Here is a 25,742-nt window from a genome sequence, read left to right on the forward strand (position 1 = left end):
CAACCTACCGGGAAAACCGCCCGACGGCGACGCAGTACCCGGCGCGGCCACCGTGGGCCGCGCCAGCACTCGTCGTCCTCAGCCCCGCGCCAGGTCCCGGGAGATCACCATCCGCTGGATCTGGTTGGTGCCCTCCACGATCTGCAGCACCTTGGCCTCGCGCATGTACCGCTCCACCGGGTGATCGGCAACGTAGCCCGCGCCGCCGAGCACCTGTACCGCGTCGGTGGTCACCCGCATGGCCATGTCGGTGGCGAAGAGCTTCGCCTTGGCCGCCTCGATCGCGTACGGGCGGCCGGCGTCGCGCAGCCGGGCCGCCGCGAGGGTCAACGCGCGGGCCGCGGAGATCTGGGTGGCCGCGTCCGCGAGCAGGAAGCCCAACCCCTGGAAGTCGATGATGGACCGGCCGAACTGCTGCCGTTCGCGGGCGTAGCCGACCGCGTAGTCCAGGGCCGCCTGGGCCAGCCCGACTGCGCAGGCCGCGATGCCCAACCGGCCGGAGTCGAGGGCGGACATCGCGATGGTGAAGCCCTCCCCCTCGCCGCCGATCAACCGGTCGGCCGGCACCCGCGCGTCGTCGAAGGCGATCTGGGCCACCGGGGAGGCGCGCAGACCCATCGTCCGCTCGGCCGCCTGCGGGGTGATGCCGGGAGTGCCGGCGTCGGCGACCAGGCAGGAGATCCCCTTGGGGCCGGGCCCGCCGGTGCGGCAGAAGACGTTGTAGAAGTCGGCGGTCCGGGCGTGCGTGATCCACGCCTTGGTGCCGGAGACCAGGTACGTGTCGCCGTCGCGGACCGCCCGGGTGCTCAGCGACGCCGCGTCGGAGCCGCCCTGCGGCTCGGAGAGGCAGTACGCGCCCAGCAGTTCGCCGCCGATCATGTCGGGCAGCAGCTTGCGCTGCTCGTCGCTGCCGAACGCCGCCACCGGGTAGCAGGACAGGGTGTGCACGCTGACCGCCTCGGCGACCGCGAGCCAACGGCTGGCGAGGATCTCCAGCACCTGCAGGTACACCTCGTACGGCTGGGCGGCGCCGCCGTACTCCTCGGGGTAGGGCAGGCCCAGCAGGCCGGCCCGGCCGAGGGTACGCAGCACCTCGCGGGGGAACTCGGCGCGCTCTTCGAAGGCGGCGGCCTTCGGTGCGAGCTCGCGGTCGGCGAGCTCGGTGGCGAGACCCAGCAGGTCGTGGGCCTCGTCGGTGGGCAGGATCCGGTCGACAGTCATAGCGCGATGAGCTCCGTGGGGGTGGTGTTGAGCTGTTGCACGCCGTCCGTGGTGCAGACGACGATGTCCTCGATGCGGGCGCCGTGCCGGCCCGCCAGGTAGATGCCCGGTTCGATGGAGAACGCCATCCCGGCCTCCAGGGGCCGGTCGTTGCCGGCCACCAGGTAGGGCTCCTCGTGACCGTCGAGGCCGATGCCGTGGCCGGTGCGGTGCAGGAACGCCTCGCCGTAGCCGGCGGCGGCGATCGGCTCACGGGCCGCGGCGTCGGCCTGCGCGCCGGTGATCCCGGGGCGCACCGCCGCGACGGCGGCGCGCTGGGCGTCGCGGAGCACCTGGTAGTAGTCCAGGAAGTCGCCCGGCGCGGACCCGCCGGCCAGGTAGGTGCGGGTGCAGTCCGAGCGGTAGCCGGAGGGCATCGTGCCGCCGATGTCGACCACCACCGGCTCGCCGGCCCCGATCGGCCGGTCCGAGGTGCCGTGGTGCGGGCTGGCCCCGTTCGGTCCGGACGCCACGATGACGAAGTCGACCGTCACGTGCCCGGTAGCCCGGATCGCCGCGGCGATGTCGGTGGCGACCTCGGCCTCGGTGCGGCCGGGGCGTAGCCACTCGCCCATCCGCAGGTGCACCTCGTCGATGGCCCTGCCGGCCTCGGCGAGCGCCGCCACCTCCGCCGCCGACTTACGGATGCGCAACTCCCGCAGGACCTCGCCGGCGAGCCGCTGCGCGGCGTCGGGAAGCGCGGCGCGCAGCGCGAGAACCTGCTCGGCCCACATGCGGTCGGCCAACCCGACCGCCGCGACCGGTCCGTCGAGGGCGGCGGCGACCAGGGGGTACGGGTCGGTGCCGTCGACGTGGTCGACGATGCGTACACCGGTGGCCGGCGCGGGGGACGCCTCCGCCGCGGGGCGTTCCAGCCTCGGCACGATCAGGGTCGGCTCACCCTCGGCGGGCAGCACCAGGCAGGTGAGCCGCTCCCCCGCGTGGGCGTCGTATCCGGTCAGGTAGCGCAGGTCGCTGCCGGGTGTGAGCAGCAGGGCGTCAAGGCCGGCTGCGGCGGTGGCGCGCTGCGCGGCGATCAGCCGATCGGGCGGATACAGCTCGTCGGTTCCCACACCGTCAGCTTAACGGTCGTTTGGGCCAGGGTGGAATCCGGACAACCGGCACGAAGGAAATCTACCGTCATTGATTGACTCGGACAGTTAACACTCTTTAAGATTTGGCTGCCTCGAGGCCCACCCGTTCCTGCGTCCCCGCACCTCCCGCCCGCGACAACCCTGCGCGGGCGGTGTCGTCCCCCGCCCACGGGAAGGCCCCCGATGTCCTCACCACTGCGCCGCGCCCTCGCCGCCGGCCTGCTCGCGTTGGCGACCGCCGCCGCCACACTCACCGTCACGTCCACCGCCGCGCAGGCCGTGGTGCTGCCGAACAACTTCAAGAGCGTCGGCTACATGCCCTCCTGGGCCGGCAACATCAACACCATCCAGTACAACAAGCTGACCCACATCAACTACGCCTTCATCCTGCCCAACAGCGACGGCAGCCTGCAGGGGGTCGACGGGGCCCGGCTCTCCTCGCTGGTCTCGCAGGGCCACGCCAACAACGTCAAGGTGTCGATCGCGGTCGGCGGCTGGAACGACGGCAACGACTCCGCCTTCGAGGCCCTCGCCGCCAACTCCGGCAGCCGCACCAACTTCGTCAACAACCTGGTCAACTTCGTCAACCAGTACAACCTCGACGGCGTCGACATGGACTGGGAATACCCCGACGCGGGCGCCTCGGCCAACAACTACACGGCCCTCATGACGCAGCTCGGTGGCGCGCTGCGCAGCCGCGGCAAGCTGCTCACCGCCGCCGTGGTTTCCGAGGGCGGCAGTGTGCAGGGCGTGCAGACGGCAGTCTTCAACCAGGTCGACTGGCTCAACATCATGGCGTACGACGGCGGCAGCCCGCACGCCAACTACGACTGGTCCATCAACGCCATCAACGGGTGGAAGGCCCGGGGTCTGCCGGCCAGCAAGGCCGTGCTCGGCATCCCGTTCTACAGCCGCCCGGTCTACTACAACTACTCGTACCTGGTCGGTCTGGACCCGGCGAACGCCAACCGGGACTGCGCCACCATCAACGGCTCGCAGCAGTGCTGGAACGGCATCCCGACCGTCAAGCGCAAGACGCAGTGGGCGTTGGCCAACGCCGGCGGCGTGATGAACTGGGAGCTGAGCCAGGACACCAGCGGCTCGACCTCGCTGCTCAGCGCGATGTACGACACCATCATGGGTGGCACCACGCCGCCGCCGACCGGTCGTACCGGCCGGATCACCGGCATCGGCGGCAAGTGCGTCGACGTGGCCGCGGCGAGCACCGCCAACGGCGCCGCCATCCAGCTCTATACCTGCAACGGCACCAACGCGCAGACCTGGACCGTGGCCAGCGACAGCACGCTACGCGCCCTCGGCAAGTGCGCCGACATCACCAGCGGCTCCACCGCCAACGGCGCGAAGGTGCAGCTCTGGGACTGCAACGGCAGCGGCGCGCAGGTCTGGCAGGCGCAGTCCAACGGGACGCTGCGCAACCCGCAGTCGAACAAGTGCCTGGACGCCAGCGACAACAGCTCCGCCGACGGCACCCGGCTGCAGATCTGGGACTGCTTCGCCGGCGCCAACCAGCGCTGGACGCTCCCGGCCTGACGGTTCGGTCGCAACGATCCCCGGACGACGCCCCCGCGTCAGCCGGGGATCGTTGCGTGTTCGCGGGCCAGGGTGAGCATCTCCTCCACCGAGCCGGCCGGGTCGGTGACCGGGAACTGCACGGCTCGCACCACCGCCTGCGGGTCGACCAGCAGCGTCAGTCGCTTGAACCGGGTCATCCCACCGGCGCGGAAAACGGGCAGCAGCAGCCCGGCGGCCAGCCGGCCGTCCTGGTCGGACAGCAGCGGAAACGGCAGCCCGGCGTACGCGGAGAAGTCGGCGAGCTGGTCCGGCCGCTGCGTGCTGATCCCGTACACCCGTACCCCGGCGGCCTGGAAGTCGGGGTGCCGCTTCGCGTACGTGGTCGATTCGAGGGTGCAGCCCCGGGCACCGGGGATCTCCGACCAGGCCGGCGGATAGCCCTGCGTCCCCGGCGCGTACGCCCCGGGGAAAAGGTAGAGGACGCTCCACGCGCCCGTCGCGGCCACCGGCACCGGGTGACCGTCTACACCAGGCAGCACGGCCTCGGGCAACCGCCGCCCGATCAGGTCGTGCGCCCGGCGCGCCTCGGCAGACCCGGCGTCGGCCGTCGCGGTCAGCTCTCCGTCACCCATCAGATGTTTCGTCCCCCATTCCTGCAGGGCGATCAGCACCGGTAGGAGCCCTTCGCCCTTCCCGGTGAGCAGGTAGTCGTAGCGTGGTGGGTGTCGTGAGTACGGCCGGCGCTCCAACACCCCGTGCTCGACCAGGGCGCCGAGGCGCTCGGTCAGCGCCCGCCGGCTGACGCCCAGCTCGCGTTGCAGGGCGTCGAAGCGGGTCGTTCCACCGGCGACGTCGCGCACGATGAGGAACGTCCACCAGTCCCCCAGTACGCCGAGCGCCTGCGCGATGCCGCAGTCCGCGTCGGCAAGATCCTCTCGCCGCACCCACTACCTCCGTTGCTCCCGCTCCGACTATAGTCCGTTCCAGTTTGGAACGCACTGGCTTTGGCGAACGGGGGCCGGCGACATGCACGTCGACGAACGGGCCGGGGTGTTCTGGCGCTGGTGGACCGCCGGCACGACCAGCATGGTCGGGTCGGCGGTCGGCTCGGTCGCCCTACCGCTGACCGCGCTCACCGTCCTCGACGCCTCCGCGTTCCAGATGGGTCTGATCACCGCCGCCAGCTACGTCGCCTGGATCGTGATCGGCCTTCCGGCCGGCGTCATCGTGCAGCGCCTACCGCTGCGCGGCGCCCAGGTGGGCGCTGACCTGACTCGCGCGGCCGCCGTCGCGTCCATCCCCCTGGCCTGGTGGTGGGGGCACCTCACCGTCGCCCACCTCGTGATCACCGCGCTCGTGGTCAGCTTCGCCAACGTCCTCTTCGACGTGGCCAACTCGACCTTCTTACCCAGCATCGTCGAACGGGAGCAGTTGCAGGCCCGCAACAGCCTCACCTCGGCCACCCACGCCGCGACCCTGCTCAGCGGCCCCTCCCTCGGTGGGCTCGCCGTGCAGGCCCTTGGCGCGGTGCCCACCCTGCTCCTCGACTCGGCCAGTTACCTCCTCTCCGCGGCGCTGCTGCGGACGCTGCCCGCCCGGCGTGTCGACGCACCGGACCGCTGGCCTCCCGTCGGTGACCTGATCCGCGAAGGCTGGCGCTTCGTCGCGCACCACCCGGTGATGGGGGCGAGCATGTGGGCCGCGACGGCGATGAACTTCGTCTGCGGCGCGCAGTTCGCGCTCTTCCCGCTCTACCTGGTCCGCGAGTTGCACGCCCCGGCCGGTCTGGTCGGAATCCTGATCGCCGTCGAGGGCGTCGGCGCGCTTGTCGGCGCGGCGCTCACCACCCGGATCACCACGCGAATCGGCACCGCCCGCGCGCTGGTCGCCTCCGGATTCACCACTGTCGCCGGTGCGTTCCTGATCCCGTGGGGCACCGGGTGGCTGGCGTACGCCGCCTTCGCCGCCGGCAGCGTCGTCTTCTCCCTCGGAACGGTGGTGCTGAGCGTGACCACTCGGACCTACCGGCAGATCGCCAGCCCACCCGACCTGCTCTCCCGGGTGATGGCGACCGTGCGCTTCGTGTCCTGGGGCGCGATCCCGGTCGGCGGACTGGTCGCCGGCGCGCTGGCCGGGCCGCTGGGTGCCCGCGCCACCCTGTTCGTCTTCGCGGCGACACTGGTCTGCGCGCCGATGGTACTGCTGCTCTCCCCCGTCCGGCACCTACGCGACCTCACCGACCACGACCAGGGCGACGAGCCGAACCGACCCGCTTCGTCGACGGTCGGTGCCGGGGGTCGGTGACCGGACGGCTGATCAGACGCTGCCGGCGATCCGGCGCACCCGTGCCGCGTCGGTGAGGACATCGACGCTGTGCACGTACTGGTCGACCGCGCCCACCAGCGGCCGGGCACGCAGCGCCGGGTCGGTCACTCCGGCACTGAGCGCGGCGGCGATCCTCTCGGCGCGCAGCACCAGGAACGGGCGGCTGTGGAACGGCCGCGCCCGGGCGTGCACCGGCACCGCGAGACGGGTGTCGTCGGTCCATCGGGCCACCGTCTCCAGGGCCTCGACGAGCCCCGCCTGACGCCGCGCCCAGTCGCCCGGGCCGAGCGCGTCGGTCAGCGCCACGATCACCGGCTCGGCGTCGTCCAGCCGGCCGAAGACACTGCCGAGCCACTTGTCGTACGGCGGCCAACGCCGGTGCAGCAGCAGACCGAGCCGCATGAGATCCCGGGCCAGCCCGGCGGTCACCACACGACTGCCCAGCTCGTCACCGACCTCGGCACACCGCCCGGGCAGGTGCTCCGCCTGGGCGATCCGGGTCCAGACGGCGGCGAGTACGTGGCGCCACACGTCCGTCGGATACCAGGCCACCGCCGCACGCCGGGCCGTCAGCGCCCCACCGAGACCGTCGTGGAAGACCGCGCCGCCCGTCACCTCCGCCAGCCGCTGGGTCGGGGTGGCGAGCCAGTCCGCCGTGGTGACCCCGGCGGCCGGGTCGAAGCCGAGCCGGTCGTGCCACCAGCCGGTCAGTTCGGCGACGGCGACCCCGTGCCGGCTGCCCGCCGGGTCGGAGACGCCCAGCCGCCCGTCCTCGCCAACGAAGCGGGTCGGCCAGCCGAGGAACTCCACCGGCAGGTCGGCGTCGAGCGCGGCGCGCAGCGCGGGGACCCGGGCCACCTCGGCTGCCGGGACGAACAGCTGCACGCGCGGCCCCCAGTCGTGGTCGGTGGACCGCACGGTGTCCAGGCCGAGCAACTCCGAGCCACCGTCGAGCAGTCCGGCCGCGTACGGCAGGTGGGGACACCGGCGGCGCAGGATCGGCGCGACCACCTCGTCGTGGTAGCGACGGGCCAACGTCAGACCGGGAAGAAACGCCATACCGGCAGTCTGCGCCGCGCGGCGACCAGGCCGCACAGTCGTTTTCCGGCCCGGCGCGTCCCCCGCGGCCCTAGCCTGGGGTCGGGGTCCCACGCGGCGGCCCCGACCGGGAGGACCGACGTGGCAGGGAACGAGGCGAACCGGGCGGCGACACGCCGTCGCCGGCAACTGTGGGCGGGAGTCCTCGCGCTCGTCGGCCTCGTTCTGCTGATCGTCGGACTCACCGTGGCCGACGGCGTCGCGGCCTGGGTCGAGGTGCTCGTGGCGATCCTGTTGCTGGTGGCGAGTTATGTCGTGCAGCACCTGGCCCGGCGGGAGACCGTCTACCGGCACGACGACAAGCGCTGACAGCGCCGGACGGGCGGGGGTGCCTCGGATCGTCGGAGGGCTGTGCCAGGCTGTCCGGCGTGGCACACCGACCTCCGATCCTGCTGATCGACGCAGCGAGCCTCTACTTCCGGGCCTACTTCGGCATTCCGGAGTCCGCCGCCAAGGCCGAGGACGGCACCCCGGTCAACGCGGTGCGCGGTTTCCTCGACATGCTCGCCACCCTGATTCGCGTGCGGGGCGCCGACCGGATGGTCTGCGCCCTCGACTACGACTGGCGCCCGGCGTGGCGGGTCGACCTGCTGCCGTCGTACAAGGCGCACCGGGTGGCCCCGCAGGGCGGCGAGATCGTTCCGGACACGCTCTCCCCACAGGTGCCGATGATCCTGGAGGTGCTGACCGCCGTGGGCATCACCGCGGTCGGCGCGACCGGCTACGAGGCCGACGACGTGCTCGGCACGCTCTCGGTGACCCAGCCCGGCCCGGTCGAGGTGGTCTCCGGTGACCGGGACCTGTTCCAGCTCGTCGACGACACCCGGGCGGTCCGGCTGCTCTACGTGGGGCGCGGCGTCGCCAAGCTGGACGACTGCGACGACGCCGCGGTGCGGACACGCTACGGCGTGCCCGCCGACCGGTACGCAGACTTCGCCGCGCTGCGCGGCGACCCCAGCGACGGGCTGCCAGGGGTCGCCGGCGTCGGTGAGAAGACCGCCGCCCGGCTCATCGAGCGGTACGGCAGCATCGCCGGCATCCTGGCCGCGCTGGACGACTCCGACTCGTCCTTCGCACCGGGCCTGCGTACCAAGCTGGCCGCGGCCCGCGACTACCTGGCCGTCGCGCCGACGGTGGTCCGGGTGGCCCTGGACGTGCCCCTGCCGGAGCTGCCCACCACGCTGCCGTCCGCCCCGGTCGACCCGGACCGGCTGATCGACCTCGCCGGACGGTGGAACCTGGCCGGCTCCACCCGTCGCCTGGTCGACGCCCTCGCCGCCCGCAGCGACGCCTGACCGACTACCGACCACCGGGCGACCGGCGGGTGGCGACTGGACCGGCCCGGCAGGGCGGTGGATGTGCTCAGGCGCGCAGCCGTGCCGCCAGGTCGGTGATCGCCCCGATCGCGTACCGCTGCATGGCCGGGCCGAAGGTGATGCGCGTCGCGCCCCACCGCGCCAACTCGGCCACCGACGCGCTGTCCGCGCCGGCGACCATGTTGATCGGACCCGTGATGCCGTCGCGCAACTCCGGCAGCAGCTCCGGCGGGGCCAGGATCGGGTACACGCAGTCGGCGCCGGCAGCCGTGTAGAGGCGGGCGCGTGCCACCGCGTCGGCCGGGTCACCCGCGCCGGCCAGGAACGTGTCGACGCGCGCGTTGATGACGAGCGCGTCGCCGGCTTCGGCGCGTACCTCGGCCAACCAGTCCGCGTGCCGCTGCGGATCCTTCAGCGTGGTGCCGGCCTCGGAGTCCTCCAGGTTGCAGCCGACGGCACCCGCCTCCAGCAGCCGCCCGACCAGCTCGCCGGGGGTGAGGCCGTACCCGCCCTCCACGTCGGCGGACACCGGGACGGAGACGGCCCGGACGATCCGCGCCACCGCGGCGAACATCTCGTCGGGCGGGGTCGCGCCGTCCTCGTAGCCGAGCGATGCGGCGACCCCGGCGCTCGGGATGGCGAGGGCGGGATAGCCGGCCTCGGCGAAGGCCCGCGCGCTGGCCGCGTCCCAGGGACCCGGCAGGACGAGCGGGTCGCCGACCGCGCGGCCGAGGTGCATCGCCCGGAAGGTTCGAGCAGTCATCGTTCACGTCTCCCGATCGGATGGAGGGCGAAGATCAGCGTTGTACGCTTACTTGACCTTGCGGGTCGACCGAACCACGATGCTCTCGTACTCCGGGTGCTTGACCAGCCAGTCGGCGAGGAACGGACAGATCGGGACGACGGTCCGGCGCTTGGCGCGCGCGTCGTCCATCACGGCGCGGGCCAGCGTCGACCCGACTCCCCTGCCCTCGAACGCCGGATCGACCTCGGTGTGGGTGTAGGCGATGATCGAACCGGTCAGCTGATAGGTGACGAACCCGGCGACCGCACCCGTCTCGTCGCGCGCCTCGAAACGCTCCCGCTCCGGCGCGTCTGTCACGGTGAACTGCACCTGACCATCCAACCACCCGGGTGGCCGGTGTCCGCCCGGGGCCGACGGGAAGGTGACCCCGCGCGCATTGTCACGGCCGGAACGGGGAACCCAACGCCCCCGGCCGCACGTGGGAGGAGACCCGCCACCATGACGAACCCATCGACGGGCGGCGGCTTCGCCGTCGTGGAGATGTTCACCTCGCAGGGTTGCAACAGTTGCCCCCCGGCGGAGGAGTTGCTGACCGAGATCGAGCGCAACGCCCGGGAGCGCGGTCAGGCCGTCTTCGGCCTCGGCTTCCACGTCGACTACTGGGACGATCTGGGGTGGCCCGACCAGTTCGCCGACGCGGCGTACACCGCGCGGCAGGAGGCGTACGCGCGCGCCCTGGGCACCCGGGGTCTGTACACCCCGCAGATGGTCGTCAACGGCACCGTCGAGTTCGTCGGGTCCGATCGTCGACAGGCGTCCGGCGCAATCGCGTCCGCCCTGGCGTCACCGACCTCCACCTCCCTCACGGTGTCCGTGGCCGAGTGGCACGGGCAGCGGGTGGTGCTGGACTACCAGGCCGAGCGGCCGCCGGCCAACACGGTGGTGAACGTGGCGATCGTGCAGCGGGGTCTGGACAGCGAGATCGCCCGGGGTGAGAACGCCGGGCGAACGCTGCGACAGGACAACGTCGTGCGCGCCTTCGCGTCGGCGAGCCTGGGCGCCGAGCGGGGACGGCTGGATCTCGTGACACCGCCCGACCTCGATCCGCGCAGTGCCGCCGTCGTCGGCTACGTGCAGGAGAACGGCAACCGGGCCATCGTCGGCGCGACCCACGTCGAGCTGTCCGACGCGTAGTCTCGGCGCATGCGGTTGGCGCGCGGCACGAGGGGGCACGGTGGTTGACGCGGAGGACGTACGCCGGGTGGCGTTGGCCCTGCCGCACACGGTGGAGATCCCCAGCGACGGGTTCGACTTCCGGGTGGCCGACAAGGGCTTCGTCTGGTCCTATCCGGAGCGTGTACCGGGCAAGCCGCGGGTGATCCGACTCGACATCGCGGTGCTGTACGTCGGGGACGAAGCGGAGAAGCAGGCTCTCCTGCTCGGCGAGCCGGACGTCTTCTTCACCACCCCCGGGTACGACGGGCTGCCCCTGGTGCTGCTGCGCCTGGCGCAGATCGACCTGGAGCGCCTGGGCGAGCTGGTGACGGACGCGTGGCGGATGCGCGTACCCGAGGCGTTGCGGGGCGGCGTCCAGGGCGCCGACGCCTGACGACATCCGCACGCAACCGGACGGACACATTGACGGGAATCTCGGTGCTCCACTACCGTGGCCGTGAGAGCGCTCTCTCACCCGACCTTCCCCCCAATTCAGACGCACCGCGTCGGACCCGGAAACGGCCACACCCGGCGCGCGATGGAGGCACCATGAAACCTCCCGTCCCCCACCGCCGATGGGCCCTGGCCGCCGTTACCGCGCTGGCCCTGGTCGTCGGCGGCCTCGCGATCCCCGTCACCCGCGCGGCCGAGGCCGCACCCGTCGGCGCCGGCAGCTACACCACCACACCGGTCGGCCCGCTCCCGAGCGGGTGCGGCGCGATGTCCAGCAACCCCCGTCAGTTCGCCACCGCCAACGCGCCCACCGGCCCGATACCCACCAACGACTGGTGGTCCTCGCTGCTGTGGAAGCGCACCGACTGCTCCTTCAGCGAGCCCCTGCACGCCCACCCGATCTCGTACGACACCTTCACCGACGGGTTGGGCTTCTCCGCGAACTCCACACCCGCCATCAGCGGCACCGCGACCGGCGTCGGGGAGTTCCACTACCCGTACGTGCAGGACATCCGGGTCGGCGTCGCCGGACTCGCCGCACCGCAGGTCAAGGTGGACGGCTGGACGGACTGGACGGTCAGCCCGCACTGGAGCGACGGCACCCGCACCCTGCGCGCCACCATCGGCCACGGTCTGCCCTTCGCGTACTTCCAGGCCACCGGCGGCGACGCGTCGATCAGCACCGCCGGCACCCCGGACGTCTGGTCCAACAGCGGCGCCACCATCGGCTTCCGGGTCAACGGCCACGACTACGTCGGGTACGCCCCGAGCGGCGCGAGCTGGACGGTCGCATCCGGCCGGATCTCGTCCACGTTGGCCGGTCGGGGTTACTTCTCCATCGCCCTCCTGCCGCCGACGTCGAGCGCATCGGAACGCGCCAGCCTGGCCGCGACCTACGGCCAGTACGCGCACGCCCACGTGACCGGCACCCAGGTCTCGTACTCGTACAACCCGGCGACGAGTGGTCTCACCACCACGTACGCGTTCACCACCACCGCCCGGGAGGGCACCGCCACGCAGACCGTGGTCAGCCTCTACCCGCACCAGTGGAAGTCGCTCAGCGGATCCACCGCGATCACCCCGACCTACCCGTCGGCGCGCGGCCGGATGAAGGTGCTGACCGGCGTCAACCAGTTCCGCACCGCGATGAAGTTCCAGGGCATCCTGCCGGAGTTGCCGGCCGTCGGCGACGGCAGCGGGAGTGACCTGGCGACGCTCACCAGCCAACTGGCGGCCGTTCGCGGCAACCCGATGGACCAACGCGGCAACGACACCTACTGGACCGGCAAGGGGCTCGGTCGGGCCGCCCGGATCGCCGAGATCGCCGACCAGGTCAACGACACCGCGACGCGCGACAGCGCGTTGAACGCGATCCGCAGCACCCTCACCGACTGGTTCACCGCGTCCAGCGGCAAGACCAGCCGGGTCTTCTACTACGACAACAACTGGGGCACCCTGATCGGCTACCCCGCGTCGTACGGGTCCGACCAGGAGCTCAACGACCACCACTTCCACTACGGCTACTACATCGCCGCCGCGGCGACCCTGGCCAAGTTCGACCCGACCTGGGCGGCCACCAGCCGCTACGGCGGCATGGTCGACCTGCTGATCCGCGACGCCAACAACTACCGCCGCGACGACACCCGCTTCCCGTACCTGCGGGACTTCGACATCTACGCCGGCCACGACTGGGCGTCCGGGCACGGCTCCTTCGGCTCCGGCAACAATCAGGAGTCCTCGTCGGAGGGGATGAACTTCGCCAGCGCCCTGATCCAGTGGGGGCAGACGACTGGTGACACCGCCGTCCGCGACGCCGGCGTCTTCCTCTACACCACCCAGGCCGCGGCGATCCAGGAGTACTGGTTCGACGTCAGCGACCAGAACTTCCCCGCCGCCTTCGGGCACTCCACCGTCGGCATGGTCTGGGGCAGCGGCGGCGCGTACGCCACCTGGTTCAGCGCCGAACCGGAGATGATCCAGGGCATCAACCTGCTGCCGGTCACCGGCGGGCACCTGTACCTGGGCAACAACCCGGCGTACGTGCGGACCAACTACGCCGAACTGGTCCGCAACAATGGCGGGCAACCGACGGTGTGGCAGGACATCCTCTGGCAGTTCCAGGCCCTCGGTGACCCCGACGCGGCGCTGGCGAACCTCCGCGCGAACCCCGGCTACACGCCGGAGGAGGGCGAGAGCCGAGCGCACACCTTCCACTGGATCCGCAACCTCGCGGCGCTGGGCACCGTCGACACGACGGTGACCGGCAACCATCCACTGTCGGCGGTCTTCTCCCGCAACGGCGCCCGCACCTACGTGGCGTCGAACCCGACCGCCAGCCCGATCACCGTGACGTTCTCCAACGGCACCACGCTGAGCGTGGGCGCCGGTAAGACGGCCACCACCGGGGCGTACACCTGGAGTGGCGGTAACGCGGCCGGCGGCGTACCCCCGACGACGACGACTCCGCCGCCGTCCACCGGCGGTCCGACGCGGTACCTGCTGCCCGGGGGCGGGTTGGGTGCCGCCGGTAGCGCGGCCACGACGACCGTCGCGGCGGCCAACGGCAACCACGACGGTACGCCCACCAACGCGCAGGTCTTCACGGCGACGGGCCTCAACCTCGCCTACTCCGGTGGGCAGACGACGTTCGACCTGTTCGTGGACGCGGGGACGGCGGTCGGCAACGGCGTGCAGGTGCGGGTCTCCTACGACCTCACCGGCAACGGCAGTTGGGACCGGGTGGAGACGTGGCGCTACTTCGCCACCGATCCGGTCTCGGGCTACGAGCACTACACCCAGGGCGCCGGCCTAGCCTCGGCCACCGGCACGTTGGGCGCGTTGAGCAACGGCAGGGTCCGGGTTGAGGTGTGGTCGGCGATCGGCAACAACCCCAGCACCATTGGCCTCGGCAACCAGTCGGTGCTGCGGCTCCCGTACTCCTGACCGACCCGCTGCGTACGACGGCCGGTGTGGAGAACCATCCTCCACACCGGCCGTCGTGTGCGCTCGAAGGGTCAGGAGGCGGTGCAGGTGGGCGTCATGCCGGTCCCGCTGCCCGTGCCCTGGAAGCCGAACTCGGCGACCTGCCCCGCGGTGAGCCGGCCGTTGTAGTCCACGTTGGCGAATCGCACCGTGCCGCTGGAGCCGCTGGCCGTCGCGCTCCAGGTGTTGGTGACGCTGGCGCCACTCGGGAGGGTGACGCTGACGTTCCACCCGTTCGTGCCGGCTGAGCCTGCGGTCACCTTCACGGTGGCCACGAACCCACCGGTCCACGAGTTCAGCGACACCGACGCCGAGCATCCGCCCGTGGTCGGCGGCGGGGTGGTGGGCGGCGGGTCGGTGGGCGGCGGGCTGGTCGGCGGGGGCGTGGTCGGGGTGCCCGTGCCGGCGTTGAGGGCGTTCAGGACGTTGGTGTACGCGGCCTTCTTGTTGCCGTTGCAGTCGAACAGCAGCGCGTTGTCCGAACCACGCCACGAGTCGCAGTCGCGCACACCCCACACCGTGATACCGGTGCAGCGGGACACGTTCATGCAGGCCCGGGTGACGGCGCCGTAGATGTTGGCCTGGTTGCCGCCGGTCATCACGTCCAGCTCGGTGATCTGCACATCCACACCGAGATCGGCGAACCGCTGCAGGTTGGCCTGGTAATCAGACGCCAACGACGTGCCCAGGTGCGACTGGAACCCCACACAGTCGATCGGCACACCACGGGACTTGAAGTCCCGCACCATGTTGTAGATCCCGGTCGACTTCGCGTTGACCCCGTCGGTGTTGTAGTCGTTGTAACACAACTTCGCACCCGGATCCGCCGCCCGCGCCGCCCGGAACGCCGCCTCGATCCAGTCATTACCCGTACGCTGCAGATTCGAGTCACGCCGCCCACCCGAACCACCGTCGGCGAACGCCTCGTTCACCACATCCCAGGCGTAGATCTTCCCCCGGAAGTGTGTGGCGACCTGGGTGACGTGGTTGATCATCGCGCTGCGCAACGCGCTGCCCGACATGCCCTGCGCCCAGCCCGGTTCCTGCTGGTGCCACAGCAGCGCGTGACCGCGCACGCTCATGCCGTTGGCCTGCGCGTGGCTGACCAGACGATCACCACCGGTGTAGCTGAACCGACCCTGCTGCGGCTCGGTGGCGTCCCACTTCATCTCGTTCTCGGCCACGACACTGTTGAACTCGCGGTTCAGAATCGTCGTGTACACGCTGGTGGACAGCTTGCCCGTCGCCACGGCGGCACCGAAGTAACGGCCCTTCTCCGCCGCCGACGCCCCGAGGGTGGTCCCGGCACTGGCCCCGGTGGTCAACACCATCGTCATACCGGTCGCGAGAGCGCCGGTGACCGCGATGGTCACCGCCGCTCGCAGGAGTCTTCTGTGATTCATGCGGATTCCTTGTCTGTGGTGGTTCAGCGGTGGGGGCGCAGCGCCCGAAGCTGCACCCGCGACGTCGGAGAGCCGCATCGGCGATGCCCGGCGACCGATGCCCCCGTACGACGGCGGTGGTGTCCCAGGTCCGGCGGGACCATGACTGCGAGCCCGGTAGCCGTCACGGCACCACTGCTGGGAGTCCTGACGCGACGTCCGGCATGCCCTGGGCGGACGTCACGTTCCGAGGTGCGGCCGGCCGACTCGCCCGGTGAGCCACAGGTGTGGCCGCCCTCATCCATCGACTGTGAGCGATAACATGTCGTTCGTCAAGTCGTAACGGACCGGGCGACTGCGCCTGCGGCCACGGGTGGGTGCCGGAGCCGCGCGACCACGACTCCGGCACCGCACGTCACTGGAACGAGGCGTCGTCGACGAGCAGGCTGTCGGTGCCCGCCGCCGTCTCGACGTAGAACGTGGCGCCGGTGAGCGTGCCGCTCCACGACGGGGTCGCCGTGCCGGTGAGCAGCGTCCAGCCGTTCGCGGTGACAGCGGTCGCCGGGGCCAGCTGGAGGTAGCTGGTCGTACCGTTGGCGGTCAGCGCCAGTGTCGCCTTCGCGGACGGTGTGCCGCTCTGCGCGCGTACCCAGACGTTCGTGGTGTAGCTCTTGCCATTGGTGAGCTTCGCCGTCACGTCCTGGCTGGGGCCGTTCCACGCGGAGGTGCGCCCGGTGATCGACAGGGAACCGGCGCCACCCCGAACGACCGACGTGTTCCGGGAGATCGTTCCGCTGCCGTTCACACCCCAGCCGGTCGTGCCGTTCTCCACGTCGCCGTTGGTGAGGACGTTCCCGCCGCTGCCAGTGCTGCCGTTGAACTGCCACCAGTTGAGGTTGAACAGGTTGCCACTGCCACCGGCGAAGCGCAGGTACAGGTCGCGGGTGCCGGTCGCGCCGCTGACCGCGCAGGTGGTGCTGGTCCAGGTCTGCCAGCCACCGGTGCCACCGACGGTGCAGGTGCCCACCGTCGGGCCGCTGGTGCTGTCCAGGCGTACCTCGATCCGGCCACCGCTGGTCGCCGACGCGACCCGGGCGGTGAACGAGGTCGCCCCCGCGCCGAACGCGACGCCCTTGACCTTGATGTAGTCGCCGTTCTCAATCCAGCCGACGTTCATCCCGCCCTCGCTGGACACCTCGGTCTCGATGCCCGAGCCCCACGCGATCGTCTCGGCCTCCTGCCGCACGTACGGATTCAGCGTTCCCACCTGCGGTGCGCCGGTGGTGGTCATGGTGATCGTCGGGATCGTGCCGTTGGAGTTGTAGGTGAACTTCTCCACCGCGACCGACCTGGTGTAACCACTGCCGCCCGGCAGCGCCCCGTTGTGGTAAAAGAAGTACGAGCCGCCCTGGAAATCGATCACGCCGGCGTGGTTGGTGAAACTGGCGCCCTGCCGAGGCATGATCGTCCCGCGATAGGTCCACGGCCCGGTCGGGCCGGTGGCGGTGGAGTACGCGATGAACTCCGAGCAGCACTCCGCCGCGAACACGTTGTAGTACAACCCGTTGCGCTTGAACACCCACGGACCCTCCTCGTAGAGGGTCGGGCGGCTGGCGTTCCCGTTACGGGTGCCGAAGCCCGCCGTGGTGAGCTGGATCCGGGTCGCACTACCCGAGTACGAGATCATGTCGGCGTTCAATTTCACGTACCAGAGCCCCGGGTTGCCCCAGTAGAGGTACGCCTGCCCGTCGTCGTCGATGAAAACCGACGGGTCGATTTCGTTGTTTCCGACCAGGGGCCGGCCGAGCGCGTCGCGGAACGGACCGGTCGGGCTGTCGCCCACCGCCACCCCGATGACCATCTGCCCGTTCGAACGCTGGCGCACCGGCACGTACCAGTAGAACTTGCCGTTGCGCGCGATGACCTGACCGGCCCACGCGTTGGCGTCCGCCCAGGAGAACGTGGCCAGGTTCAACGGCGAGCCGTGGTCGGTCCAGTTCACCATGTCGGCCGACGACCACACCCGCCATTCCTTCATGGTGAAGTACGTCGAGCCGTCCTCGTCGTGCCCGGTGTAGAGATACACCCGGCCGTTGTGCACCAACGGTGCCGGATCGGCGGTGTAGATGTGTTGGACGATCGGATTGTCCGCCTGGGCGGCGCTGGCCGGCAGCAGGGCGAGGACGCAGACGAGGCTCGCCAGCCAGGCGACGGCACGCCTGATCCTGCCGCGAGCCCAGGTCGTGGCGCGGGTGTTCACCTTCACGATTACTCCCACAGAGAGTGCGCGGTGCACGGGTCCGGATCGACGAGCCACCTCTGCCAGGCTGCCGATCGAGCGGGGTCACCGCGCGCACACCGAGCAGCACGGCCGGCAGCCGTGTTAGCGCTAACAGATCTTGAGTGACTCCCCCTCCCCTGATCTGACCTCGATTTTTTGTGGTGCGAGATGACCGTCGTAACCACATCGCAGCATTGATGTATCGACGCTGACATCCACAATTTACGATGCACCGTACTGAGCGGCGAGGCGGGCGTCAACGGAGAGCGAGCACCGTTCGTGTGACGCTATGTCATGAACTCCCGATCAAGAACACCGGCGGCGTCGGGTTCGGACCCGCCCACGACCCCACCTCGACGGCCGTCGCCGCGACGCCAGGGCAGGACGCGACCGGGCGGACCCTCGCCGGCCGCCGGGCTGGCGATCCGGGGGGTTGCGGGCATGTTAACGACCAACTATGTTAGCGATCACATTGATGTGCCGCGATGACGTACCGGGTCGGGCACCGGGCGCCCACGGCGACAACTTCCTGCGGCACGCGAACCGACTCCTGCGCGTCGACACGCTCAGTGGCAGTTCGAGTGCCGCCGACCGGCAGGACGCCACCTTCCGGATCACCACCACGCAGCACACCCTTGGAGGTCCCATGCCACCCCCGCCGCTCAGCCGCCGCCGCCTGCTGCAGGCCGCCGGAGCCACCGTGGCCCTCTCCGCAGCCGGTGCCGCCGTCGCTCCGCGTGGCGCGTCCGCGGCCGTCGTCCCACCGGTCCGACCCGACCTCGGCGTCTCGGCGTACCCGTTCGACCTCGGGCAGGTACGGCTCAACTCGAGCCGCTGGATGGACAACCAGACGCGCACGCTCAACTACCTGCGGTTCGTCGACGTCGACCGGATGCTCTACAACTTCCGCGCCAACCACCGGCTGTCCACCAACGGCGCCGCCACCAACGGAGGCTGGGACGCGCCGAACTTCCCGTTCCGGACCCACATGCAGGGGCACTTCCTGACCGCGTGGTCGTACGCGTACGCGGTGCTCGGCGACACCACCTGCCGGGACAAGGCGAACTACATGGTGGCCGAGCTGGCCAAGTGCCAGGCCAACAACGGAGCCGCCGGCTTCGGCGCCGGATACCTGTCCGGCTTCCCGGAGTCCGACTTCACCGCCCTGGAAGCCCGGACGTTGTCCAACGGCAACGTGCCCTACTACTGCATCCACAAGACCCTCGCCGGGCTGCTCGACGTCTGGCGGTACACCGGAAACACGCAGGCCCGTACGGTGCTGCTGGCGCTGGCCGGCTGGGTCGACACCCGGACGAGCCGGCTGAGCTCCAGCCAGATGCAGTCGATGCTGGGCACCGAGTTCGGTGGGATGAACGACGTCCTCACCGACATCTACCAGCAGACCGGCGACTCCCGTTGGCTCACCACCGCCCAGCGGTTCGACCACGCCGCCGTCTTCAACCCGCTGGCCAACAATCAGGACCAGCTCTCCGGGCTGCACGCCAACACGCAGGTGCCCAAGTGGATCGGCGCGGCCCGGGAGTTCAAGGCCACCGGCACCACCCGCTACCGGGACATCGCCAGCAACGCGTGGAACATGACAGTCAACGCGCACACCTACGTCATCGGCGGCAACAGCCAGGCCGAGCACTTCCGGGCCCCCAACGCGATCGCCGGGTACCTCAGCAACGACACCTGCGAGCAGTGCAACACGTACAACATGCTCAAGCTGACCCGGGAGCTGTGGCTGCTCGACCCGAACCGGACCGACTACTTCGACTTCTACGAGCGGGCCCTGATCAACCACCTGATCGGTGGGCAGAACCCGGCCGACAGCCACGGCCACATCACCTACTTCACCCCGTTGCGGCCGGGCGGGCGTCGCGGTGTGGGACCGGCGTGGGGCGGCGGCACCTGGAGCACGGACTACAACTCGTTCTGGTGCTGCCAGGGCACCGGCCTGGAGATCAACACCAGGTTGATGGAGTCCATCTACTTCTACAACGGGACCACCCTGACCGTGAACCTGTTCACGCCGTCGGTCCTGAACTGGTCCCAGCGAGGCATCACTGTCACCCAGAGCACCACCTACCCGGTCAGCGACACCACCACCCTGACCCTGTCCGGGACGATGAGCGGCTCGTGGAGCATCCGGGTGCGGATCCCGGCCTGGACGACCGGCGCGACGATCGCCGTGAACGGCACGGCGCAGAACGTCGCCACCACACCGGGCAGCTACGCGACGGTCACCCGCACCTGGGCCGCCGGGGACACCGTCACCGTACGGCTGCCGATGCAGGTCGTCATGCGGGCCGCCAACGACAACAGCTCGGTGGCCGCCGCGACGTACGGGCCGACCGTGCTGGCCGGCAACTACGGCAACACCACGTTGAGCGCCCTGCCGTCGCTCACCGTCTCCTCGATCACGCGCACCAGCACCAGCTCGCTCGCGTTCACCGCCAGCGCGAACGGGTCCACTGTGAACCTCGCACCCTTCCAGGACGCCCACGGCTACAACTACACGGTCTACTGGAGCACCACCGGCGGCGGCAGCACCGGAGGCAGCTACCGCCTGGTCAACGTCGGGACCGGGCTGGTCCTGGGCATCCAGAACATGTCCACCGCCGACGGCGGCCTGGCCGTGCAGTGGGGTGACAGCGGCACCGCGGACCACAACTGGGTGATGGTGACCGACGGCAACACGGTCCGGTTCCGCAACGTCAACAGCGGCAAGGTCCTGGGCGTGGAGAACATGTCCACCGCCGACAACGCCCGGGTCCTGCAGTGGGCGGACAACGGCACCGCCGACCACCGGTGGATCCTGGTGGACAACGGCGACGGCACCTACAAGATCCGCAACGTCAACAGCAACAAGCTGCTCGGCATCCTGAACGGGTCGACCGCCTGGGGCGCGCAGGCCGTCCAGGACTCCGACAACGGCAGCGCGGACAACCGGTGGAGGCTCGTCCGCAACGCCTGACATCCACCCCGCTCGACGTCGCACCGGCGCGGCCGATTCGCTCGGTCGCGCCGGTGACGCCGGGCGGGAGGGCGGCGGCGGTCGTACAGTGGAACAGGTCCTGGCCCCAGTGAACGTGGCGGACGTGTCGGCTGCTGCCGCCCTTCCGCCCGGAAGGAGCACAGTGAACCGCCCCCTCCGCACCACGCTCGGCGGCGCGCTCGTCGTGGCCCTACTGACCTCCGTCGCCGTCAGCCCTGCGCAGGCGCACCCCGCAGGCCCGCCCCCCACCGTCCTCGCCCTGCCCGACGGATTCCAGCCCGAGGGAATCGCCACCGCCGGCCGGTACGCCTACTTCGGCTCCCGCGCGACCGGCGCCATCCAGCGCGTCGACCTGGTCACCGGCCGCGGCACGACGATCGGCGCGGCCACCGGCACCCCGTCGCTGGGCCTCAAGGTCGACACACGCGGCCGGCTGTTCGTCGCCGGCGGCACGGCCGGCGACGCCCGCGTGCTCGACACCCGCACGGGCGACGTGCTGGCCAGCTACCAGTTCGCCACCGCGCCCACGTTCGTCAACGACGTGATCCTGACCCGCGACGCCGCGTACTTCACCGACTCCAACCGGCCGGTGCTCTACCGGCTGCCGCTCGGTCGCGGCGGCGCGCTGCCGCCCGCCGACGGCTTCACCACCATCGCGCTGACCGGGGCGTACGAGCAAATCGGCACCGGCGTGAACCTCAACGGCATCACCACCACACCGGACGGTCGGGCCCTGATCGTCGTTCAGTCGAACACCGGCACGCTGTACCGGGTCGACCCGCTGACCGGCGTGAGCACCGCCGTGGACGTGCCCGGCCAGACCTTCACCAACGGCGACGGTCTGCTGCTGCTCGGCCGCACCCTCTACGTCGTGCAGAACCGCCTCAACCAGATCGCGGTGGTCACGCTGAACCGCGCCGGCACCGCCGGAACGTTCACCGCCACCATCACCGACCCGAACTTCGACGTACCCACCACCGTCGCCACGGCGTTGGGCCGGCTCTACCTGCCCAACGGCCGCTTCACCACCCCACCGACCCCGACCACCCCGTACACGGTCGTCGCGGTCCGCGCGCGCTGACCAACCCCCGGGGGTACGCGCGGCGCGCGTGCCCCCGGGGTGACCCGCGCCCGGTCAGCCGCCGGTCCGCCGCGAGTACGATCACTGCCACCGTGGCGACGACCGTCGCCTGCCCCACCCGGAGTGCGCGTGGCCGATCGTCCGTCCCGATTCTCGCGCCGAGCGGTGGCCGTCTGCCTGCTGCTCGTCGCCGCCGGGCTGCCCAGCCGGCCGCAAGCGACCAGCACCACGGACACCGCACGACACACGGTCCTGCGGATGCTGCAACTGAACCTCTGCAACAGCGGTCGGGCCGGCTGCTACACCGGCCGGTCGATGGCTGTCGCCGCCGAGGTGATCGACACCGAGGCACCCGATCTGGTCACCCTGAACGAGATCTGTCAGGGTGACGTCCCCGCCCTGCGACGCGTGTTCGCGGCCGTCCACCACGGTCGGGGCGTGGTGTCGGCGTTCCAGCCCGCCGGGGACCGGCCCAGCGGGGCCGACACCCGGTGCCGCAACGGGCAGCCGTACGGCGTCGGGCTGCTGGCCCGCGTCAAGACGCCGGACATCCCGGGCGGCGTGCACCGCGGAATTCACCCGACGCAGGATCTCGCCGACCCCGAGGAACGGGCCTGGCTCTGCGTGGACGTCGACCGCAGGCTGCTCGCCTGCACCACACACCTGGCCAACACCAGCTACCGGGTGGCGCTCGCCCAGTGCGGGCACCTGCTCGACACGGTCCTGCCCACCATCCGCGGGAACAGCGGATCCGTGCTCGCCGGCGACCTCAACCTCCGGGTCGGCGGCGACCCCGACGTGCGGTCCTGCACCCCGCCCGACCACCAGCGGGTGGACGACGGCGCGCTCCAACACATCGTGGCGACGGGCGGTGTGACCATCTGTTGTCGCAGGTCGGTGCCCATGCGCGAGGCGACCGACCATCCCGGGCTGCTGGCCACCCTCGTCATCGACGACCGGCCGCCGACCTGAGGTCCGCCGAGACGGCGTCAGCGGGGCGGCGTGTCCCGGCGGGACGGGAACGGGTTGCCCGGCTGACCGAGGGTGGACCGGGCGCGCAAGCCGACCGGGTCAGGGGCGGGCGTCGGGGGTGCCGGCTCGGAGACCCGACGCTCGTTGAGGTAGGCCGAGGCGGCCCGGTCGTCGTCGGTCGGGGCGGCGAGCAGCGCGTAGAGCAGCCCGACCACCCCGAAGATGACCGCCAGCATGATCGGCACCAGCAGGGTGCTCACCCCGGCCCCGGTCACCTCGCGGTTCGCACCGTCGTGACGGTGCACCGACAGGGCGCTCATCCCGGTGAAGTGCATCCCGTTCACGGCGATGCCCATCACCAACGCGGAGGCGAAGACCGCCACCCCCTTGCGAACCGTCATCGCGAGCCACAGCGCGACGGTGGCCGCCACGACGGCGATGACCACGGAGAGCGCGACCCGGAGAGTGTCGTACCCGAGGGTGCCGTTGAGCCGCATCGCCGCCATGCCCGTGTAGTGCATGGCAGCCACGCCCGCCCCGGTGAAGACGCCACCGGCGATCAGCCGCACGGCGTTCAACCGGCCGGTGCCGACGATGGCCAGACCGATACCGACAGCCACCACCGCGATGACCGTGCTGGCCACGGTCAGCGGCACGTCGTAGCGGATCCGGGTGTTCTCCACGGCGAACCCGAGCATCGCCATGAAGTGCATCGCCCAGATGGCGGTGCCGCCCAGCGCCCAAGCCGACAGCAGACCCCACCACGCCCGCTGCCCGCTCGTCCGTGCCGTACGGATGCGCCCGGCGCAGACCAGACCGAGGACGGAACCGAGCACGGACAGCGCGTAGCTCAACGCGGGTGTGATCCACCCGTACTCAAAGTGATTAATGTCCCCCACCGCGGCCTTCTCCCCATTCGTTACCAGCGCGTCAACAAAACGCTCGGGCAATGATCAGGGGCGCCGTGATCAGGCGCAATAGCACCCCCGGCCGTATTCGAGGGGTGGCGTGGCGGTAACCGTCCGATGCGTCGATTAACCAGCGACGGTGACTGAGTGTGACGGTCAGGCCGAGGTGGGCACCCCCGCACACCGACCTTCGGGTCACCGGCCCCGAGAGGCTCGACGGGCAGCAGGACCGAGGAGCGTCTGCGAAGATCTGGCGCCATGCACAGATTGCTCCTGCGAGTCCTCGGCGTGCTGGTCGTGGCCCTTCCGTTCTTCCTGACCGTCCGACCGCACACCGCGTCGGCCGCAGTGGCTCCGCCTGAACTACGGGTCGTGACCTGGAACATCTGCGGAGAGGCCGGCGGGAATCCCGGCTTCGACTCCTACTGCCCGTACCGGACCGACCCGCAGCGCAAGGCGAATGAAATCGCCAGGGTGGTGACCGAACACGGCGCGAATGTCGTACTGCTCCAGGAGATCTGCGGTGGCGAGGACGGCAGCCAGCTCAGCCTGCTGGCTACCGCCCTCGGGTCGGGCTGGAGCTATCGGCACGCTCTGGTGCAGCGGCCCGCCGACGGTGCCAGCTACTGCCGGGGTACGGGCGCAAACGATCTCAAGGGCGACCTGGGCGTCGCGGTGCTCGTCAAGGCGACCATCACCGCGACCACAGACCAGCCGACCGTTCCGAGCACGCCGACGGTGAACCTGCAGCAGCTACCGTTGCTCTGCGTACGCACCGCAGAGTGGACGACGCGCCTGTGCACCACGCACGTGCTGGCCGACGCGGCCGATCCGCGGCGCCCGGGTCAGGTGGACACGATCGAGAATCTCGTCTGGCCCGATCGTCACGACCTCGTTCTCGGCGGCGACTTCAACTTCTTCCCCGAGTCCAGGGAGCTCGCCGATCTCGAGGCCACGTTCGATGAGTGCGACCGCCAGTCGTACGGCGTCGGCGACACCGTCAACGAGGAGACCCACCTCGCGTGGAACGGCTCCACGACGCAGGTGTGGCGCAAACGCGACCACATCTTCGCGGCACGCCCCGGCGCCGGAACGCTCTTCCGGTACTGCGACGCGGACCTCTCCCGGGTGGACACGACCTACTACGGCCTGCCCGACGGTTCGAACGGCTACTCCGACCACGCGCCACTCGTCGGATACCTGCGTACGAGAACACCCGGTGCGCCGGCGACACCCGGTGATCTGACCGGCGACGGGCGAGCCGACCTCATCGCCATCGACGCCGCCGGTCAGCTACGGCTCTACGACGGCAGGGGAAATGGCAGGTTGAACTGGCCCAACGGCATCATCGGCACGGGAGGATGGACGGGCGCGGCGATCAGCCACCGCGGTGACTTCACCGGCGACGGCACCGAGGACGTGCTGGCGCGGGTGGGAGACGGGCTCTGGGTCTACCCGAACCGGGGGTACGGCAGGCTCTCCGACCGCATCGCCCTCGGAGGGTCCGGCTGGTCCGCTGTGTCCCAGGTGCTCAGCGTCGGCGACATCACCGGTGACGGTCGTCCGGACGTCGTCGCGGTCCGCGCCAATCAGCTGCATCTCCACGCCAGTGATCCGCTCCACCAACCAGGTTTGCTTCCCCCCGTGCTCATCGGCTCGAGCGGCTGGAGCCCGATGACGCTCACCGCCCCGGGAGATGCCGACCACGACGGCCGCCCAGACCTTCTCGTCCGGGACACCGGCAGCGGCGTGCTCTACCTGTACCGGGGTCAGGCCAACGGACGCTTCGACGATCGGTCCGTCTACGGAACGACAGGGTGGACGTCGACCAACCGACCCTTGCTGGCCGCCGGCGATGCCGACGGGAACGGAGTCGCGGACCTCTGGGCGACCGCAGCGGACGGCAAGCTCTTCTTCTACGCGGGTGACACCAACAGCGCGGGCGACCCTTCGGACGGGCCGTGGACCGAAGTGGGGACGGGCTGGCAGACCATCAGCGGGATCGCCTGACCGTACGCCCGCGCGTCGCCGTCGGCCCGGCCATCGGCTGGCAGCGACGCGCGGGCGTACGGCATCCGCAGCGGCGGTGATCGAAA

At 70.7% G+C, this 25,742-nt stretch carries 20 protein-coding genes; 11 read left to right on the forward strand and 9 right to left on the reverse strand.

The genetic code is table 11. From position 1 onward, the window contains the following. Positions 1 to 78: 78 nt before the first annotated feature. Entirely contained in the window at positions 79 to 1,221 is a 1,143-nt protein-coding gene (locus FHU34_RS17830) for an acyl-CoA dehydrogenase family protein (protein WP_145781947.1), read from the reverse strand. Further along, a complete protein-coding gene (locus FHU34_RS17835; RefSeq protein WP_145781949.1) occupies positions 1,218 to 2,333 on the reverse strand; it encodes a M24 family metallopeptidase in 1,116 nt (371 codons plus the stop codon). Before FHU34_RS17835 ends, FHU34_RS17830 begins: the two co-directional genes overlap by 4 nt. Before the next feature lie 204 nt (positions 2,334 to 2,537). Between FHU34_RS17835 and FHU34_RS17840 the strand changes: the two genes are divergently transcribed. Beyond that, the gene (locus FHU34_RS17840; RefSeq protein WP_145781952.1) at positions 2,538 to 3,905 is read left to right on the forward strand and encodes a glycosyl hydrolase family 18 protein; all 1,368 of its coding nucleotides are present in this window, start codon (positions 2,538 to 2,540) and stop codon (positions 3,903 to 3,905) included. Positions 3,906 to 3,943: 38 nt separating this feature from the next. Here FHU34_RS17840 and FHU34_RS17845 read toward each other — a convergent pair whose 3' ends face one another. Next, positions 3,944 to 4,831 carry a winged helix-turn-helix transcriptional regulator gene (locus tag FHU34_RS17845; RefSeq protein WP_145781954.1) on the reverse strand — a complete coding sequence of 296 codons (888 nt, stop codon included), beginning with the start codon at positions 4,829 to 4,831 and terminating at the stop codon, positions 3,944 to 3,946. An 82-nt stretch (positions 4,832 to 4,913) separates the two neighbouring features. On the opposite strand from FHU34_RS17845, the gene FHU34_RS17850 reads away from it, so the two are divergent. Then, complete coding sequence (locus tag FHU34_RS17850; protein WP_145781956.1) at positions 4,914 to 6,191, forward strand: MFS transporter; 1,278 nt, start codon at positions 4,914 to 4,916, stop codon at positions 6,189 to 6,191. Between the two features lie 12 nt (positions 6,192 to 6,203). Here the strand turns inward: FHU34_RS17850 and FHU34_RS17855 are convergent, their stop codons facing one another. Then, complete coding sequence (locus FHU34_RS17855; protein WP_145781958.1) at positions 6,204 to 7,271, reverse strand: DUF4037 domain-containing protein; 1,068 nt, start codon at positions 7,269 to 7,271, stop codon at positions 6,204 to 6,206. A gap of 120 nt (positions 7,272 to 7,391) precedes the next feature. Between FHU34_RS17855 and FHU34_RS17860 the strand changes: the two genes are divergently transcribed. Then, positions 7,392 to 7,619, forward strand: a complete 228-nt coding sequence (locus FHU34_RS17860) for a hypothetical protein (protein WP_145781960.1) — start codon at positions 7,392 to 7,394, stop codon at positions 7,617 to 7,619. Positions 7,620 to 7,678: 59 nt separating this feature from the next. Continuing rightward, entirely contained in the window at positions 7,679 to 8,605 is a 927-nt protein-coding gene (locus FHU34_RS17865; protein ID WP_145781962.1) for a 5'-3' exonuclease, read from the forward strand. Positions 8,606 to 8,672: 67 nt separating this feature from the next. On the opposite strand, the gene FHU34_RS17870 is transcribed toward FHU34_RS17865, so the two are convergent. Both FHU34_RS17870 and FHU34_RS17875 read right to left on the reverse strand, forming a co-directional pair. Beyond that, positions 8,673 to 9,389, reverse strand: a complete 717-nt coding sequence (locus FHU34_RS17870; RefSeq protein ID WP_145781964.1) for an isocitrate lyase/PEP mutase family protein — start codon at positions 9,387 to 9,389, stop codon at positions 8,673 to 8,675. 48 nt (positions 9,390 to 9,437) lie between these two features. Continuing rightward, complete coding sequence (locus FHU34_RS17875) at positions 9,438 to 9,740, reverse strand: GNAT family N-acetyltransferase (protein WP_145781966.1); 303 nt, start codon at positions 9,738 to 9,740, stop codon at positions 9,438 to 9,440. A 129-nt stretch (positions 9,741 to 9,869) separates the two neighbouring features. Here FHU34_RS17875 and FHU34_RS17880 point away from each other — a divergent pair, with 129 nt between their 5' ends. From FHU34_RS17880 to FHU34_RS17890, 3 genes are all read left to right on the forward strand, one after another. Beyond that, positions 9,870 to 10,565, forward strand: coding sequence for a DUF1223 domain-containing protein (locus FHU34_RS17880; RefSeq protein WP_145781968.1), 696 nt, complete (start codon positions 9,870 to 9,872; stop codon positions 10,563 to 10,565). Between the two features lie 40 nt (positions 10,566 to 10,605). Continuing rightward, positions 10,606 to 10,980 (forward strand): MmcQ/YjbR family DNA-binding protein, encoded by a 375-nt coding sequence (locus FHU34_RS17885; RefSeq protein ID WP_145781969.1) that lies wholly within the window; start codon positions 10,606 to 10,608, stop codon positions 10,978 to 10,980. A 155-nt stretch (positions 10,981 to 11,135) separates the two neighbouring features. Continuing rightward, positions 11,136 to 13,982 (forward strand): glycosyl hydrolase, encoded by a 2,847-nt coding sequence (locus FHU34_RS17890; RefSeq protein ID WP_145781970.1) that lies wholly within the window; start codon positions 11,136 to 11,138, stop codon positions 13,980 to 13,982. Between the two features lie 71 nt (positions 13,983 to 14,053). On the opposite strand, the gene FHU34_RS17895 is transcribed toward FHU34_RS17890, so the two are convergent. After that, a complete protein-coding gene (locus FHU34_RS17895; protein WP_208745028.1) occupies positions 14,054 to 15,424 on the reverse strand; it encodes a glycoside hydrolase family 10 protein in 1,371 nt (456 codons plus the stop codon). Between the two features lie 394 nt (positions 15,425 to 15,818). Continuing rightward, on the reverse strand, positions 15,819 to 17,576 hold the full coding sequence (locus FHU34_RS17900) for a family 43 glycosylhydrolase (protein WP_208745174.1): 1,758 nt from the start codon (positions 17,574 to 17,576) through the stop codon (positions 15,819 to 15,821). 754 nt (positions 17,577 to 18,330) lie between these two features. Between FHU34_RS17900 and FHU34_RS17905 the strand changes: the two genes are divergently transcribed. The 3 genes from FHU34_RS17905 (at position 18,331) to FHU34_RS17915 (ending at position 22,738) form a co-directional block, all read left to right on the forward strand. Next, positions 18,331 to 20,664, forward strand: coding sequence for a beta-L-arabinofuranosidase domain-containing protein (locus tag FHU34_RS17905; RefSeq protein WP_145785656.1), 2,334 nt, complete (start codon positions 18,331 to 18,333; stop codon positions 20,662 to 20,664). A gap of 163 nt (positions 20,665 to 20,827) precedes the next feature. Then, positions 20,828 to 21,766, forward strand: a complete 939-nt coding sequence (locus FHU34_RS17910; RefSeq protein WP_145781972.1) for an SMP-30/gluconolactonase/LRE family protein — start codon at positions 20,828 to 20,830, stop codon at positions 21,764 to 21,766. Positions 21,767 to 21,895: 129 nt separating this feature from the next. Further along, positions 21,896 to 22,738, forward strand: a complete 843-nt coding sequence (locus FHU34_RS17915) for an endonuclease/exonuclease/phosphatase family protein (protein WP_244311718.1) — start codon at positions 21,896 to 21,898, stop codon at positions 22,736 to 22,738. A 17-nt stretch (positions 22,739 to 22,755) separates the two neighbouring features. On the opposite strand, the gene FHU34_RS17920 is transcribed toward FHU34_RS17915, so the two are convergent. Next, on the reverse strand, positions 22,756 to 23,637 hold the full coding sequence (locus FHU34_RS17920; RefSeq protein WP_145781974.1) for an MHYT domain-containing protein: 882 nt from the start codon (positions 23,635 to 23,637) through the stop codon (positions 22,756 to 22,758). Positions 23,638 to 23,904: 267 nt separating this feature from the next. Here FHU34_RS17920 and FHU34_RS17925 point away from each other — a divergent pair, with 267 nt between their 5' ends. Then, positions 23,905 to 25,656, forward strand: coding sequence for an FG-GAP-like repeat-containing protein (locus tag FHU34_RS17925; protein ID WP_145781976.1), 1,752 nt, complete (start codon positions 23,905 to 23,907; stop codon positions 25,654 to 25,656). Positions 25,657 to 25,742: the final 86 nt, after the last annotated feature.

Origin of the sequence: Micromonospora taraxaci (assembly GCF_007830095.1) — a bacterium.
Lineage (GTDB): Bacteria > Actinomycetota > Actinomycetes > Mycobacteriales > Micromonosporaceae > Micromonospora > Micromonospora taraxaci.

Bases quoted from the DNA above. Each gene is read 5' to 3' on its own strand.
- FHU34_RS17830 (WP_145781947.1), bottom strand. From the start codon at position 1,221: ATGACTGTCGACCGGATCCTGCCCACCGACGAGGCCCACGACCTGCTG.
- FHU34_RS17840 (WP_145781952.1), top strand. From the start codon at position 2,538: ATGTCCTCACCACTGCGCCGCGCCCTCGCCGCCGGCCTGCTCGCGTTG.
- FHU34_RS17850 (WP_145781956.1), top strand. From the start codon at position 4,914: ATGCACGTCGACGAACGGGCCGGGGTGTTCTGGCGCTGGTGGACCGCC.
- FHU34_RS17855 (WP_145781958.1), bottom strand. From the start codon at position 7,271: ATGGCGTTTCTTCCCGGTCTGACGTTGGCCCGTCGCTACCACGACGAG.
- FHU34_RS17870 (WP_145781964.1), bottom strand. From the start codon at position 9,389: ATGACTGCTCGAACCTTCCGGGCGATGCACCTCGGCCGCGCGGTCGGC.
- FHU34_RS17880 (WP_145781968.1), top strand. From the start codon at position 9,870: ATGACGAACCCATCGACGGGCGGCGGCTTCGCCGTCGTGGAGATGTTC.
- FHU34_RS17890 (WP_145781970.1), top strand. From the start codon at position 11,136: ATGAAACCTCCCGTCCCCCACCGCCGATGGGCCCTGGCCGCCGTTACC.
- FHU34_RS17895 (WP_208745028.1), bottom strand. From the start codon at position 15,424: ATGAATCACAGAAGACTCCTGCGAGCGGCGGTGACCATCGCGGTCACC.
- FHU34_RS17905 (WP_145785656.1), top strand. From the start codon at position 18,331: ATGCCACCCCCGCCGCTCAGCCGCCGCCGCCTGCTGCAGGCCGCCGGA.
- FHU34_RS17925 (WP_145781976.1), top strand. From the start codon at position 23,905: ATGCACAGATTGCTCCTGCGAGTCCTCGGCGTGCTGGTCGTGGCCCTT.